The sequence below is a fragment of the Aeromonas sp. DNRA1 genome (assembly GCF_963888745.1).
Lineage (GTDB): Bacteria > Pseudomonadota > Gammaproteobacteria > Enterobacterales > Aeromonadaceae > Aeromonas > Aeromonas hydrophila.
Window position 1 is genome coordinate 217,031 of record NZ_CAWPKQ010000003.1, and the last position, 14,881, is coordinate 231,911.

The following is a 14,881-nucleotide window of genomic DNA, read 5'->3' on the forward strand; positions in this document are numbered from 1 at the left end:
TCAGGACTCCGACAAGGTGGCACAACCGGTTGTGACAGGCTGGTGCGTGGCAAGATGGTGGATGGCAAACCAGAGCTGACCGGCGGCGATGCCACCGTCATTGAGCGGCAGGGTTTCGCTGGTCAATACCTGCCGACCGGCCGCTTCGAGAGTGGGCACCAGCTGGTCCATCAGCACCCGGTTTTGAAAGACACCGCCCCCGAGCGCCACCGGATAGCCGGGGAAGCGCTCGGCCAGGGCGATGACCAGATTGCTGATGGCGCGGATAAAACCGGCGGCCAGACTGGCGGTGGAGGTGCCTTGGCGCTGCTCGCTGACAAGGGTATGGATCAGCTCGGCCCACTCGATCTGCAGTGGCCCCTCTGCTGATTGGCTGAGATCAAAGGCGAGGGGGAAGGGCTGTTCATCGGGAGTCAGCTGCAAGGCGGCTGCCTCCAGCAATAGCCCCGCTTCGCCCTCGTAATCGGGGGTGTCGATCACTCCCAAGAGCGCCGCCACCGCATCGAACAGCCGACCGATGGAACTGGTGTAGGGGGTGTTGCGACCCAGCTGCCAGAGCTGGTGCAGGTTGCTGATCCGCTTAAGGGGCAGTTTGTTGATCAGCGGAATATCGAGGGCACTGATCTGCTCAGGAGTGTGCGATTCAAACAGCAGCCCCAGCAGCTGGCGCACCGGCTCGCGAATGGCCGCTTCGCCGCCGATCAGCTTGAAGGGGGCAAGGTGGGCAACGCGCTCGAAGCCCTGAACGTCTGCGATCAGCAGCTCGCCGCCCCAGAGGGTGCCGTCATCGCCAAGGCCGGTGCCATCGAAGGCAACCCCCAGCACCGGGCCAGTGATGTCGTGCTCGGCCATCACCCCCAGCAGGTGGGCGTGATGGTGCTGCACCTCGAGGTGGGTTGCACCCTGATCTTGGCAATAGCTTTTGGCCCACTGATGGCTGAGATAGCCCGGGTGGCGATCCGAGACCAGCAGTTCGGGGTTGAGATCGTAGAGTTCGCGAAAGGTCGCCAGGGTCTGCTCGAAGTGCTCCTGCATCGGCAGGCTGTGCAGATCGCCGATATAGGGGCTGTAGATGCGCTGGCGGCCGAAGGCTAGCGCCAGCTGGTTCTTCTGCTGCGCCCCGACCGCCAAGAGCGGCACCCTGACCGCCTCTTGCAGGCTGGGAGTGCAGGGAGCATAGCCCCGGGCGAGGCGCAACGTCTGGCGTCGTCCGCCTGCCCACTGCACCAGACTGTCGTCGCAGGGGTGCAGGATGGGGCGGTTGTGATCCAGGATGCCGTCAATCTCGCTGCCGAGTTCCCTGACCACCGCCTCGCACTCGATAAGGATCGGGCTGCCGCGACCATTGGCGCTGGTGGCCACCAGCGGCATGGCGCAGGCATCCAGCAGCAACTGATGGAGCGGGGTATAGGGGAGCATGATGCCAAGGTAGGGGATGCCGGGGGCGATCCCCTCGGCCAGCGGCGCCGCGCTATGTTGGGATTCTGAGTGCCGATCATCGTTTTTGCGTTTGCGCAGCAAGGTGATGGGTCTGGCCTGAGAGGCGAGCAGCTGCCACTCGTCTTCGCAGCCGGTGACATGCAATTTGGCCTCGGCAAGGGAGCCCATCATCACCGCCAGCGGCTTGCGCGCGCGCCGCTTGAGCGTTCGCAATCTGGCCACACTCTGTTCATTGCGGGCATCACACATCAGGTGATAACCCCCCATCCCCTTGACCGCAATCAGCGCCCCCGCTTGCAGGGCGCGGGAGGCGGCGTGCAGCGCCTCTTCGCGCTCGACCAGCGCATTGCCGCGGCCATTTCGCCAGCTGAGATGGGGCCCACACTCGGGGCAGCTCACCGGCTGGGCGTGGTAGCGTCTGTCCAGCGGGTTTTCATAGGCCGCAGCGCAGCGCGGGCACATGGCAAAGCCTGCCATGGCGGTATGGGGTCTGTCGTAGGGGAGGCGGCGGATGATGGTGTAGCGGGGGCCGCAGTGGGTGCAGTTGGTAAAGGGGTAGTTGTGGTGGCGATCGTTGGGATTGGCCACGTCCCGGGCGCACGCCTCGCACATCCCCTGATCCGGCGAGATGGCGACCGTGGCTGGACTCTGCTGCTGGCTCGCTTTAATTCGAAACTGGCCATGAAATTGGCCATCGAAGTCGGGATCATGAGCGAAGGGCAGCTCCCGCTCGCTGAAATGATCGATGCGGCTCAGCGGCGGCGCCAGTTCCCGCAGTTCGCGGGCAAAGCTGGCGAGCTGCTCGGGCGATCCTTCGGCGCCAATGGTGACGCCGTTGGCATCGTTCAACACATAGCCGGCAAGGCCGTGGCGCAGCGCCAGTCCATAGACGAAGGGGCGAAAGCCCACCCCCTGCACTATGCCGTCGATATGAAATTCGCGGCGCAGCCGGTTGGCCACAGGATTGGAAGAGCCAGAGGGGGCGATGGTGGCGCTCATGCCGGCTCCATCTCATCTTGAGTGGCTGGCAAACGCAGCACCCGGCGCTCGTTCTCCTCGCGCCGCACCCAGCCATCCATCTCCATGCGCAGGCAGAACGGAATGGCGTATTTGCGCGACAAGCCGGTGATCTCCTTGAGGGATGCCATGTCGATCAGATCTCCCACCTGCTGGCCCGCCAGCACGGCGGCGACCATCTGGTTGTAAAGCTCGGCGTCGTAGTAGATGGGGCCATCGAGCTGCACCAGATACTTGAGTCGCGCCAGATTGCGCAGCTGCTTTTGCAACGCGCCTTTTTGCAGCAGGCCCTGCTGCAGGGCCGCGGGCAGCTTGCGGGTGATAAAGGGGTCCAGCTCCACGCCGCCGGGGCCCAGTTTACCGGGCTCGTACCCCTCCTTGCCTTGATCTCGCACCACCTTGAGCACCAGCTGCGCCTCTTCCCCCAAATCATCTTCCGACTCGCCGCTGCCCTGCTGCCACTTGTCATGGTGCAGGCGAACAAGCTGCTCGCTCTTGAGCTGTTGGAGCAGGGCCTGAATGACCGGCAGGGCGATGCCAAAGCGGGTTGCCAGCTCGGCGGCGCTAAGCGGTTCGCTGGCCAGCGTGGCGAGCAGCTGGTCGCGGCTTTGGGCCAGCCAGCAGTTATCCAGCAGCCACTCACCGAGGGGGGTGACCTGCTCTGGCCGCTGGTCAAAGCGGCTGGCCAGCACATAGCCATTGAGCCCCAGCTGCAAGGCTGCAGGGTTGTAGCGCTCCAAGTCATCAGGCAGCTCACCCAGCAGGGCGTGCAGCGCCTTGCGTCTGGCGGGATGGATGTCGCCGCACCAGACGATGCGGGCGCCGTGCAGCAGTTCGCTGCTGCCGTGGCGAATGATGGCAAGCGGCTGGCCAAAGAAGCAGGGGATGGGGCTGGTAAAGATCAGCCGCGCCAGCCGGGTATCCTTGATGGGCACGAAACGGGCTCGGCCATGCCAGCTGCCGAGGGCCACCTCGACCTCCTTGTTGTGCAGAGAGGGGCGCAGCGCCTTGCCGCTCAGGCTCTCGGCGTTGAGTCGCACGATAAGGTGGGTTGCCGCCTCGCACTGGCCCGCCGCGCTGGTGAGGCAGTGACCGCGGGCCACTTCCTTGTGGGGCACTTTTTTAAGGCCCACCGCTACCCGGCAGACGGCGCCGATCTCGTCGACGCTCTGGTGATAGGACTGCAGGGAGCGCACCTGCACCTCCCGATCTGCGGGGTAGAGGCGCAGCTTGTCTCCCACCTTGAGGCGGCCCTGTTGCAAGGTGCCGGTAAGCACGGTGCCGGTGCCGTTGGCGGTAAAGACCCTGTCCACATACAGTCGCGGGGCGCTCTGCTCGCGGGCAGCGTGTGAGGCTGGCAGATCGGCCAGCTGGCGCACGATGGCGGTGTGCAGGGCAGCCATATTGGCGCCGGTTTTGGCGCTGACGCTGACGATATCGGGCACCATGCCGCTCTCGTCCATCACCCGCTCCAGCAGGCTCTCTTCCAACAGCAAAAGCTCGTCGGGGCTGACCAGATCGCACTTGTTGATGCAGACCAAGAGACGCGGCACCCCCATCGCCTTGAGCAGGCGCAGGTGATCGCCGGTCATCGGCATCCACCCCTCGTCGGCGGCAATCACCAGCAGCACCAGATCCAGACTCCAGAGCCCCGCCACCATATTGCGGATATAGCGCTCGTGGCCGGGCACGTCGATGACGCCTATGGTGTTGCCCTGACCGCCGTCGAAGTGGGCAAAGCCGAGATCCTGGGTCATGCCGATGGCCTGCTCGTGGGCACGGGCAGTGGTGATCCCGGTGAGGGCCTTGATAAGCAAGGTCTTGCCGTGATCCACGTGGCCGGCAAGACCGATAACGGCGCGATAGGGGGTCATGGGATCAGGGCTCCTCAGTCGCATTTGTTGCATTGAACGGTGCGGGGAGCAGCAACTCCTTGAGTTGGGCGATCAACAGATCCATTTCCGCTGGCAGCAGGGTCGCCATATTGAGCAGCACCTTCTGTTGGCGCACGGTGGCGATGACAGGGACGGGCAGTTCGCGCAAATCATCGAGCAGCTGCTGGGCCGGGCGCGGGTCGGTGCATTCGAGCGCGGGCGCCGGGTAGAACTCGTCCGGCAAGGTGCCGCCACCCACCACCAGCTGGGCGGGGACCGGCACAAAACAGCCGGGCAGGGCGGTCATCAGCCGGGAGGCTCTCGCCTGCATGGCTGCCGGGTTGCTCAAGGTGCGCTGGGCGATACCCTCACCGACGGGGGATTTGTTGAGCTTGTGGATGAGCAGGCGTTCGAGCAGGGAGTAGACGATGCGGCTCGGGCGGAAGGTGCGCATCATGGGGTGCTTCTCCAGCCGCTTGATAAGGTCGCTGCGGCCACTGATGATGCCCGATTGCGGGCCTCCCAAGAGCTTGTCGCCTGAGTAGCAGACCAGATCCGCCCCCGCCTTGATGTACTGGCGCACCGAGGTTTCATCCGGTGCAAACTCTTCGGTGGTCAAGCCAGAGCCCTGATCCACCGCCAGCACCACGTGCTCGGGCAGGGCGCGCGCCACCTCGCCGATATCGGGTGATTCGGTAAAGCCGCGAATGGCGAAATTGGATCTGTGCACCATCAGCACCAGCGCGGTCTGATCCGTGATGGCATCCAGGTAATCTTTGGCGGTAGTGATATTGGTGGTGCCCACCTCCACCAGTTTGGCGCCGGAGAGCGCCAGAATATCGGGAATGCGAAAGCCGCCGCCAATCTGGATCTGCTCGCCGCGCGAGACGATCACCTCGCGCCCCTTGGCCACCTCCTGCAGCAGCAAAAAGAGCGAAGCGGCGTTGTTGTTGACCACCAGCGAATCCTCGGCCTGGGTGAGGTAACGGAGCAGGGGGGCGATCAGCCCCTTGCGCCCGCCGCGCTTGCCGGTGGCGAGATCCAGCTCCAGATTGTTGTAGCCGGTGTTGAGGTCACGTACCTCGTCCCACAGATCGGCACTTAACGGCGAACGCCCCAGATTGGTATGCACCAGGGTGCCGGTGGCGTTGATCACCCGGGTTTGACGCTGGCGCAACTGCTGTTGGCAGCGTTTGGCAATCAGCGCCTCGATCTGCTCGGGGGCAACGCCATGCTGGCGAAAATCTTCGCTCTGGCGCAGCTCGCTGAGGGTGTCGCGCACCGCCTGGGTCACCAGCGGGCGGCTCAGCGTCTCGATAAACCCGGCGAGAAAGGGTTGCTGCAGCAGCTGCTCCACTTGCGGCAGACGGCGCGTTGGTTGCTGGCTGGGCAGTTGCTGTGAATCTGGCAGTGAATCGTCGGCAGCCTGACCTGATGCGGGCTGGCGGTGGGGGATGGCTGGCGCGTGAGACGAGTTCGGCATGGGATTACCAGTGCAGTGCGTGGGTTCGGGGTGCGCACCGGTTTGCCGATAGATAGGCCGAGCTGACGGGTTATGGCACTGCTGGCGATTTGCGGATGAGTGCAAACTGGGTGCATCAATGAGCGGGTATAAATTAATGCTGCAGCGATGCTGATAAATTAATTTTTGGCCAGCGAGATAACCTGAGTTCGGATTATATTGGCAAGCGGAAAGCACCTTTCTTAAGGTATTATTTCATACATGTTGAACAAACAATGGAAATAACATCCAGGCCGAAAAATTCAGCGAGAGAGTATTTGTTCAATAGATAAATTTGGCGGAAGAGGCAGGAATCGAACCTGCCAAAGCCTTCTCGGCTCACATCGGTTTTGAAGACCGAGGAGGCCACCAGACCCCATCAACTTCCGTTACGGTCGCCATTTTGTGGCAAATTTCTGTGACTGGCAACGCTTTTTTTGTCATAAAAAAGCGAGGGTTAGCGATTTTTTGAAAAAATCAAAGAACCTTGTTTTATATCAAGTTCAGCACAATTAGCCCGATGTTTTTAATTTAACATCGGGCCTCGATCACATTGCCGGAACCGTCGGCCAATAACGGTCGTTAACAACTCGCTAAATAATCACCGCTTGGCGTTGGCAATATTCCACTGATCCAGTTTATCTATTAACAGACTGGTGTCACTGGCGGCATCAAGATGCTGATAAAGATAATCCATCGCCTCGCTCACCATCTCGGTCATCGGGAAGGAGAACGCCACGATGGCCGGTTGTACCCCGACAAAGATCACCTCGTGGACAAAGGTCTTGAGCTCGTCGATCAGGAAATTGAGCGGCATATTGTGGGTCGAGAAGATAAACATCTCGGCGATGGTCTCGGGGGGGATCACCTGCAGGGTTCCCGCCTTCTCGCCGATCTCGGCGGCATCCACCAGCACCACCCGCTCAGGTTGCAGCTCCCGCACCTTGTAGACCACATTTTCCGGCGCGATGCCGCCGTCAATATGGATCCAGCCGGGCAGGGGGGCGGCCTGCAGTTTGTCGGCAAGATAGGGGCCGGCACCGTCGTCCCCCATCATGGCATTGCCCACGGTCAACACGAGATTGCAGCCCATCAGCGGCTCCTTACCATCAGGTACATATGAGGGTCGTTAAAGAGGGCGGTGAGCTGATCCATAAAGGTATTGGTCCAGCCCAGCTCCTGCTCATCGAGTAGATTGCCTGCCTTGCGCAGTCGGTCGAAGGCGCAGGCCAGCATATGGCAGTGCTCGCGATAGATGGTGATCTCGCCAAAGGTGAGAAACCCCTCCATCTTGCGGCGCGCTTCGCTCCCCTCTGGCAGCTTGGCTACCCAGTCGCGATAACCGGTCAGCGAGCAGACCAGGTCTGCTCGCAGGCAATCGACGATGCCGAGGTGGTGGCCGATGGCGAGGCTGTAGTACATCACCTCCTTGGCCTCTTCCGGCACGTCGAATTGCTCGTCGACGAACTTGCGCGAGAGGCGATAGAAGAAAACCTCGTCAGCCATGCACCGCCTCTCTCTTGCCGGCCGCCCGGTTGAGGCAGGCGTTTGCGAGGTTGTTGACGATCTCCGAGAGGCGCGGGTCGTCGTGCTGATCGAGGTAGCTCTGGATGCGCAGATCCACATCCTGCTGGGTTGCCCCTTCGAGCAGGGCCATGAACTCGTCGGCGATGATCCGCCCCTGACGGTAACCGGCCATGCGGCGCGCTTCGCGCTCGATCATTACCCGGATTTCGTTGGGGATGCCGGTGTGGCGCAGCTCGACCCGCTCACCCGGTTGCACCTCGTGGCTGGTGGCTTTGAGTTTCTGTTCCAGCAGACCAAGCGCCACCGCAAAGCCATAAATGGTAGCCGCCGGTGTCGGAGGGCAGCCGGGGATATAGACATCCACTGGCACGATCTTGTCGGTGCCGCCCCATACGCAGTAGAGGTCGTGGAAGATGCCGCCGTCACAGCCGCAGGCGCCGTAGGCGATGCAGATCTTGGGATCGGGCGCCGCCTCGTAGGCGCGCAGTGCCGGTACCCGCATCGCCCGGGCCACCGCGCCTGTAAAGAGCAGGATGTCGGCGTGGCGGGGGGAGGCGACCACCTTGATGCCGAAACGCTCGGCATCGAACAGCGGGGTGATGGTGGCGAAGATCTCGATCTCGCAGGCGTTGCAGCCGCCGCAATCGACCCGGTAGACATAGGCCGAGCGGCGAATGTCCTTGAGCAGGGTCTTCTTGAGTTTGGTGATCTCGGGATCCTGTGCCAGCGGCACGGCGCGGGTATGGGCATGGCCGACAACCGGTTCTATGCCTTTGATCTTGCTCATCACATCCACTCCTTTTGTGCGGCCATCGGTGTGGCTATCGGTGTGATCAGGGCCGAGTCAGGCTGGCTCAGCATGCTCTGTTTTCGTTTGCAGTCGGGGCAGTGGTGCAGTCGCTCCGGGGTCGCGAGCGGTGTGCCCGCCTGCTTGAGGGTGTCCTCCACCAGCGCCACCAGCTTGCTCGGGGCAAAGTAGGTGCCGCACAGGGTACAGGGGGCCAGCGCGAAGCGGGCCTCCTCATAGAGGTCCGCCTTGTTGGTCACCGCCAGCTCGAACTCGGGTGAGAGCGCGATGGCGCGGGTCGGGCACACCTCTTCGCAGCGGCCGCAGAAGATGCAGCGCGCCATGGAGATCTCCCAGCGTCGTTCGCCGGTCTCCATATCCACTTCCATCACCAGCGCATTGGCCGGGCAGGCCTTGGTGCAGGCGGCGCAGGCGATGCACTGATCCGCCTGATATTTCGGTTTGCCGCGAAAATCCCGGTTCACCTCGTAAGGGGCGAAGGGGTACTTGGCGGTCGGGGTGCCAGCCTTGAGGATGGTCTTGAACAGCTTGATCATGATGACCCCTTATTTCAGCGGAGAGTTTTTGCGATCGATGCCGTAGCGCTCGATCTCCTTGTAGGAGACCACGGTGGATTTGCCCTTCTTGGGGTCGACCAGGGTAACCCGGTCGGTACAGGAGTAGCAGGGATCCAGACTACCGATGATGAGCGGCGCATCCGCCACGGTATTGCCGCGCAGCATGTAGCGCAGGGCGGGCCAGTTGGCGTAGGTGGCGGCGCGGCAGCGCCAGCGGAACAGCTTCTGGTTGTCTCCGGTCATGCTCCAGTGGACGTTCTCGCCGCGGGGCGCCTCGGTAAAGCCCAGCGCAAACTTGCCCGGCTGGTAGGTGAAGCCTTCGGTCAAAAGCGGCCCCTCCGGCAGGTGCTCAAGGCCGAACTCAATCATGTCGAGGGAGTCGTAGAGCTCGTGGATGCGCACCAGCACCCGGGATTGCACGTCGCAACCCGCCTTGGTCTGGATCTCCATCGGCAGCTCGCGGTAGCCGGCAAAGTCGTGAACCCGGCGCACGTCACGCTTGAAGCCGCTCGCCCGTACCATGGGACCTACGCAGCTGAAATCGCGGGCAATCTGCGGCTCGAGCTTGCCGATACCGATGAGGCGGGAGGAGATGTTGGCGGTATCCAGCAGCATGGCCACCAGGGGTTTGAGCTCATCACGGAGCTCGCGCACCAGCTGTGCACCCTTGATGCGATCTTCCTTGAAGATGTCGCGGCGCACCCCGCCAATCAGGTTGAGGCCATAGGTCTTGCGGGCGCCGGTGAGCAGCTCGGCCAGGGTCATGGATTTCTCCCGCACCCGGAAGAACTGCATGAAGCCGGTGTCGAAACCGGTGAAGTGGCTCGACAGGCCGATGTTGAGGATATGGCTGTGCAGGCGCTCCACCTCCAGCAGCACGGCGCGGATCATCTTGGCCCGCTCCGGCACCGGAATACCCATGGCGTTCTCCACCGAGGTGGTGTAGGCGACGCTGTGGGTAAAGCCGCAGATGCCGCAGACCCGGTCGGTCAGAAACGCCACTTCGTTGTAGCCCATGCGGGTTTCCGCCAGCTTCTCCATGCCGCGATGGACATAGAAGAGGCGGTAGTCGGCATCGATGATATCTTCCCCATCGACGAACAGACGAAAGTGGCCCGGTTCATCCGAGGTGATGTGCAGCGGGCCGACCGGCACGATGCGGTTGGCATCACTGCCCAGCTCGTTGACGAAGGGGTAGGTCTCGGTGTCGGTGGTTGGCATCGGGCGCTGGCGATAATCCATGGCGTCCTTGCGCAGGGGGTGGATATCCTCCGGCCAGTCGTCCGGCAACACCAGACGGCGTTCGTCCGGCAGGCCGATGGCGCGCAGGCCGTACATGTCGCGGATCTCCCGTTCGCCCCATACCGCCGCCGGAATGGTCGGGGTGATGGAGGGGTACTCCTGGGTATCGGCATCCACCAGCACCTTGACGGTGATCCAGCACTTGGTGTCGCCCTCCATGGAGAAGACGTGGTAGACGGCGAAGTGGCCGTTGAGGCTGCGCTCGTCATTGGCAAAGGAGAGCGGAAGCCAGCCCCCCAGCTGATGGAAGATCAGGCTGGCCGTCTCGACCAGACTGGTGGGTTTGACGGTAATGGTGGCCTGATCGGCGGTTTGCCACTCCTCGTCGACGATGGCGTGGGGCAGTTGTGCTCGCACCTGCTGGATGTAGTCGCAGCCGATGCGATCCGAAATGGCGATGGTCATGCAGTTCTCACTTTAATGTTCGGGAATGAGCATTCACAAATGATGAAATCGGAAAAAGTTGCTGTGCTGGCGGGCATGATTCAGATCCCGACCAGATAGGCGAGCAGCGCCAGCAGGGCCAGCCCCAAGCCGTAGCGGGTGAGCTTGTGGGTGCGCACGAACTGGGTGCGGGCCATGGCGTTTTCGATGATGCCGGCCAGCAAAAAGGCCACCAGCAGCTTGCAGGCGAGGATCAGCGCCGCGCCGATGAGCGCAGGCAGACTCCAGTTGGCCGCCTTGCCGAAGGGCAGGAAAATGACCAGAAAGAGCTGCACCACCACCAGCTGCTTGAGGCCAATGGAGAGCTTGAGCAGGGCGAGGCCCGCACCGGAGTACTCGGTGAGTGGCCCTTCTTGCAACTCCTGCTCGGCTTCGGCGCAGTCAAAGGGCAGCTTGCCCATCTCGACAAACACCGCGAAGGCGCAGGCGGCGCCAGCCAGCAGGGTGGCAACCGGCGCGGCCAGCGGCTGGGTCGCTACATAGCTGCTGATATTGCCCAGATCCGAGCTGCCCACCATCATCGCCATGATGAAGCAGGCGAGCACCAGAATGGGCTCCACCAGAATGCCCAGCGTCAACTCGCGGCGGGCACCGATCCCTGCAAACATGCTGCCGCTGTCGAGCCCAGCCAGCGAAAAGAAGAAGCGGAAGATGGCGAACAGATAGATGTCGGTGATGAGATCCCCGGCGATAGGGAAGGGGGACTCGTGAGTCAGGGTCGGCAGCGCCATCCCCACCAGCAAGAGGGCGGCGATCAGCAGCGCAGGCATCAGGTTGAAGATGATGCCGGCAGGCTCGGGGGTCACCTCCTGACGGCGCAGGAGCTTGGCGATATCCCGGTAATCCTGCAGCAGGCCCGGCCCCTGACGGGAGTGCATCTTGGCCCGCAGCACCCGGTTGAAACCGGTGGCGAGCGGCGCCAGCGCCAGCATGGCGATGGCCTGGGTCAGGGCGAGGGCAACCATGCCCCAGCTCGGCATTTCAAGAACAGGCATATCAGACTCCTACAGCCATCAGGATAAAGAGTGCCAGCACCACACCGTGCAGCAACCAGCCGGTTGTCCCGCTGGTATCGCTCACCCCGTGCAGGGCGCTGGCCAGATCGAGCTGCGGCTGCTTGCGATAGAGTGGCGCGCAGAGTTGGCGCAAGGTGTGGGTGACACCGCCGGAGGTGAGGCTCATGCGCTCCTCGTAGGCGTAACCACAGGCCCACGGGGTGCCAGCGTGACGACGACCCAGCTTGGGCCCCTTGAAGATGGCCAGTACCAGCAGCGGGATGAGGAACAGCCCCAGCAAGGTGATGGCGATAACGGGCGGGGAGAGGATCGCCTGGCTGCTATCGAGCGGCAGCAGGGTCGCGCCGGTGGCCACGTTCATTTGGCCGCTTACCAAGGCTTGGCCATAGCTGGCGATATGAGGGGCAATCCAGGGGGCGCCCAGACCCAGCACCAGACAGACGGCGGCCAGCAGCAGGGTGCCTGCCACCATGGCGCCCGGCACTTCGCGGGCGTGGCTCGCGTGTTCGCTGCGCGGTGCGCCGCAGAAGCAGATGCCGTACACCTTGACAAAGCACATCACCGCCATGGCGCCGGTCACCGCCAGCATCACTACCGCGAGCGGCGCGACGACAGAGGTGCCGAGCTTGGTCATGGAAAGGAGCGACTGATAGATAAACCATTCGCTGACAAAGCCGTTGAGCGGCGGCAGCGCCGAGATGGCCATGGCACCGATCAGGAACGCCAGCGCCGTCCAGGGCATCAGCTTGGCCAGGCCCCCCATCTTGTCCATATCGCGGGTGTGCAGGCGGAACATCACCGAGCCGGTGCCCATAAAGAGCAGGCTCTTGAAGATGGCGTGGTTGAGCAGGTGATAGAGGGCGCCGAGCAGCCCCAGCACCACCAGTGCCGGTTGCTGGTTGGCGATGCCGATCATGCCGATCCCCATCCCCATCAGGATGATGCCGATGTTCTCCACCGTGTGGTAGGCGAGCAGCCGCTTGAGGTCATGCTCGGCCAGCGCAAACAGCACCCCGAGCACTGCCGAGCAGGCGCCGAAGATCAGCACCACATAGCCCCACCAGAGCTGGCTGGCGCCGAGAAAATCGATGCTGACCCGCAAGATGCCAAAGAGACCCAGCTTGACCATGACGCCGGACATCAGCGCCGAGATATGGGACGGCGCAACGGGCTCGGCCACCGGCAGCCAGCCGTGCAGCGGCACGAAACCGGCGCGCAGGCCAAAGCCGCAGAAGCTGAGCAGGAACACCAGAGAGGCCAAAGCGCCCGCCAGATGGTGCTCGCGTAGCGCAGCGAACTCCAGCGAGCCGCTTTCGCGGCAGAGCAGCCAGAAGGCGATCAGCACCAGTGCCATGCCGATATGGTTCATCACCAGATAGAGACGGCTCTGTTTAGCGGCCTCGGGGTTGGTCTTGACCAGCCAGTAGGTGGTGAGGGTCACCAGCTCGTAGCAGAGCAAGAAACCGAGCGCGTTGTCGGCCAGCACCATGCCCACCATGGCAAAGAGGAAGAGGTTCATCAGCGCGCCGATGGCCACATCCCCCTTGCCCTGATATTCGCGGATATAGGCAAAGGAGTAGAGGGCGACGGTGACCCCGACGGTGCTAATCACCAGTAGCATCAGCGCGGAGAGCATGTCGAGGTGAACCGAACCCAGCAGCCAGAGCTGGCCATCGACGGGTGCGCCATGAGCAAAGGTCTGGATGGCGGCGATCAGGCCCGCGAGCGAGCCCAGCAGGGCAAAGCCGCTATTGAGGCGGTTGGCCAGTGCGGGCAGCTTTTGCAGGAGCAAACCGGCGGCAGCGCCCAGCAAAAAAAGCAGGAGCGTGGCCATTACAAGGGGGGACAACATCAGCGAACTCCCTCTGTGGTGGATAAATCGGATGCAGGGATCGCCGTGGCAGGCGCCGAGAAGGCTGAGGCCCCTTGCGGGTTGGTGTCGGCCGCTTGCTGGCGACGGATACGGGCGGCGCGTTCGGTGTCGCCGTCATTGACCAGCTTCAGTGCCTGGGAGGGGCAGGCACCGACACAGGCGGGGCCGCCCGTGCGAAACTCGCACAGGTCACACTTGACCGCGATGCTGCGCACGCCCGGCTCCCAGCTCAGCAGATCCTCTCCAAAGCAGCGCAGGCCGGCAGAGGTTGAGGGGTTGCTGGAGCGGATGGAGCAGGGGATATAGGTGTCGTAACTGGTGGCCACGGCCACCGGACGGCTGCCGCCGCTCTGGATGGCGCCAAAGGGGCAGGCCACGGCGCAGAGATTGCAGCCGATGCAGAGCGACTCGTTGAGTTGCACGCAATCGCCGGTCTGGCGAATTGCCTCGACCGGGCACACCTTGATGCAGGGGGCATCGTCACAGTGACGGCACTGAACCGGCATGGTCGCCTGCTCGTGTCGCATAACGGTTAAACGGGGGGCTTGCTGCAAACCTTGTGCCTTGTGTACTTCACTGCAGGCCGCCATACAGGTGCCACAGCCGATACAAAGCTTGGGGTCAGCGATAACGAAGCGGTTCATAGCCTACCTTGTCGTGTCGCGAACGGAGAAAGTAGGGGCAGGTTGGCAAGATACGGGCCAGCTTGGCTTTGCCTGGCTGAATGAATCTAACTGTTTGTTTTTAAATGATGTTTAAAGTCGAGTCGACGGGTGTCGAGGGCTTGCCTCACTGTCGAACCGTGACGTTCGTCACTTGTGACGACGCCGCCGGGAGGGTTCGTCATCAGCAGTTTCCCACCGGGTTTGGTGGTCTGTTGCCTGAGCCGCGGGCCCTGTTTACCAGCAGCCGGCAACCAGTGGTGTGATGCCGTGAACACAGGGGATGTCGGACCGGGCTTGCTCAACCTTCCTCATCTCTCCTTAAAAAAGAAATAAAACACTGTCTTTTTGTCAATGTAATGAGGGAAATATGCGAATTTGGTTTTTATTTTGGAATTTAAATCTGGAGTTAAAGTTTTTAATTGCCTGGCTCTGCCGGATGAAATCGCTTTCGTGGGTTCGGTTGGAAACTATTGGGTGACATGCGAATCCATATGAGATATTTCTATTATTACTATTTGTTGGTGGTGATTATTTATGACGGCAGGTTGTGCCTATCGCAGAGATATATAAGTAGCCAGAGCATTATCCATGTAGCTGTTTATTTAGGGTGTCCTCGCCACTTTCACGTGCATGTTGATGCTATGTCTATGAGTCTTTCCGACGGTCAAGAGGCCAGTCAGGTGATATATGCCAGTGAATATCATCTGCCGATGCGCACAAGGGCATGAACACCAGCAATATATAAGCAGATGGTCACCCATGTGTGAATGGCTGACGTTGGTTATTCAACTATCTTGTCAATTATTGCGACCAGAACTGCAGTGACTTTATTTAAGAAGACATGCTGCTGATCCTGT

11 protein-coding genes and 1 tRNA gene are annotated in these 14,881 nt (G+C 61.8%); all 12 read right to left on the reverse strand.

What is annotated here, in order from left to right; all coding sequences use genetic code 11:
* Window positions 1-2,439, reverse strand: coding sequence for a carbamoyltransferase HypF (hypF, locus tag AACQ43_RS11075; RefSeq protein WP_168967281.1), 2,439 nt, complete (start codon window positions 2,437-2,439; stop codon window positions 1-3).
* Complete coding sequence (gene selB / locus AACQ43_RS11080) at window positions 2,436-4,331, reverse strand: selenocysteine-specific translation elongation factor (RefSeq protein ID WP_168967282.1); 1,896 nt, start codon at window positions 4,329-4,331, stop codon at window positions 2,436-2,438. Before selB ends, hypF begins: the two co-directional genes overlap by 4 nt.
* Before the next feature lie 4 nt (window positions 4,332-4,335).
* Complete coding sequence (gene selA / locus AACQ43_RS11085; protein WP_168967283.1) at window positions 4,336-5,814, reverse strand: L-seryl-tRNA(Sec) selenium transferase; 1,479 nt, start codon at window positions 5,812-5,814, stop codon at window positions 4,336-4,338.
* A gap of 314 nt (window positions 5,815-6,128) precedes the next feature.
* Window positions 6,129-6,220: transfer RNA gene (locus tag AACQ43_RS11090), tRNA-Sec, on the reverse strand.
* Between the two features lie 213 nt (window positions 6,221-6,433).
* Window positions 6,434-6,925, reverse strand: coding sequence for a hydrogenase maturation peptidase HycI (gene hycI, locus AACQ43_RS11095; protein WP_168967284.1), 492 nt, complete (start codon window positions 6,923-6,925; stop codon window positions 6,434-6,436).
* Complete coding sequence (locus AACQ43_RS11100; RefSeq protein WP_168967285.1) at window positions 6,925-7,338, reverse strand: formate hydrogenlyase maturation HycH family protein; 414 nt, start codon at window positions 7,336-7,338, stop codon at window positions 6,925-6,927. Before AACQ43_RS11100 ends, hycI begins: the two co-directional genes overlap by 1 nt.
* Entirely contained in the window at window positions 7,331-8,146 is an 816-nt protein-coding gene (locus tag AACQ43_RS11105; protein WP_168967286.1) for an NADH-quinone oxidoreductase subunit B family protein, read from the reverse strand. The genes AACQ43_RS11100 and AACQ43_RS11105 overlap by 8 nt, the downstream gene beginning before the upstream one ends.
* Window positions 8,146-8,703, reverse strand: coding sequence for a formate hydrogenlyase complex iron-sulfur subunit (locus AACQ43_RS11110; RefSeq protein WP_005345227.1), 558 nt, complete (start codon window positions 8,701-8,703; stop codon window positions 8,146-8,148). The genes AACQ43_RS11105 and AACQ43_RS11110 overlap by 1 nt, the downstream gene beginning before the upstream one ends.
* A gap of 9 nt (window positions 8,704-8,712) precedes the next feature.
* Window positions 8,713-10,431, reverse strand: coding sequence for a hydrogenase large subunit (locus AACQ43_RS11115; protein ID WP_040065714.1), 1,719 nt, complete (start codon window positions 10,429-10,431; stop codon window positions 8,713-8,715).
* An 80-nt stretch (window positions 10,432-10,511) separates the two neighbouring features.
* A complete protein-coding gene (locus tag AACQ43_RS11120) occupies window positions 10,512-11,465 on the reverse strand; it encodes a respiratory chain complex I subunit 1 family protein (protein WP_139459172.1) in 954 nt (317 codons plus the stop codon).
* 1 nt (window position 11,466) lies between these two features.
* Window positions 11,467-13,338, reverse strand: coding sequence for a hydrogenase 4 subunit B (hyfB, locus tag AACQ43_RS11125; RefSeq protein ID WP_168967287.1), 1,872 nt, complete (start codon window positions 13,336-13,338; stop codon window positions 11,467-11,469).
* Entirely contained in the window at window positions 13,338-14,003 is a 666-nt protein-coding gene (locus AACQ43_RS11130) for a 4Fe-4S dicluster domain-containing protein (protein WP_168967288.1), read from the reverse strand. Before AACQ43_RS11130 ends, hyfB begins: the two co-directional genes overlap by 1 nt.
* Window positions 14,004-14,881 lie beyond the last annotated feature (878 nt).

What these genes read in the sequence shown, in the direction of transcription:
- hypF (WP_168967281.1), bottom strand. Translation starts at nt 2,439, where the DNA reads ATGAGCGCCACCATCGCCCCCTCTGGCTCTTCCAATCCTGTGGCCAAC.
- selB (WP_168967282.1), bottom strand. Translation starts at nt 4,331, where the DNA reads ATGACCCCCTATCGCGCCGTTATCGGTCTTGCCGGCCACGTGGATCAC.
- selA (WP_168967283.1), bottom strand. Translation starts at nt 5,814, where the DNA reads ATGCCGAACTCGTCTCACGCGCCAGCCATCCCCCACCGCCAGCCCGCA.
- hycI (WP_168967284.1), bottom strand. Translation starts at nt 6,925, where the DNA reads ATGGGCTGCAATCTCGTGTTGACCGTGGGCAATGCCATGATGGGGGAC.
- AACQ43_RS11100 (WP_168967285.1), bottom strand. Translation starts at nt 7,338, where the DNA reads ATGGCTGACGAGGTTTTCTTCTATCGCCTCTCGCGCAAGTTCGTCGAC.
- AACQ43_RS11105 (WP_168967286.1), bottom strand. Translation starts at nt 8,146, where the DNA reads ATGAGCAAGATCAAAGGCATAGAACCGGTTGTCGGCCATGCCCATACC.
- AACQ43_RS11110 (WP_005345227.1), bottom strand. Translation starts at nt 8,703, where the DNA reads ATGATCAAGCTGTTCAAGACCATCCTCAAGGCTGGCACCCCGACCGCC.
- AACQ43_RS11115 (WP_040065714.1), bottom strand. Translation starts at nt 10,431, where the DNA reads ATGACCATCGCCATTTCGGATCGCATCGGCTGCGACTACATCCAGCAG.
- AACQ43_RS11120 (WP_139459172.1), bottom strand. Translation starts at nt 11,465, where the DNA reads ATGCCTGTTCTTGAAATGCCGAGCTGGGGCATGGTTGCCCTCGCCCTG.
- hyfB (WP_168967287.1), bottom strand. Translation starts at nt 13,338, where the DNA reads ATGTTGTCCCCCCTTGTAATGGCCACGCTCCTGCTTTTTTTGCTGGGC.
- AACQ43_RS11130 (WP_168967288.1), bottom strand. Translation starts at nt 14,003, where the DNA reads ATGAACCGCTTCGTTATCGCTGACCCCAAGCTTTGTATCGGCTGTGGC.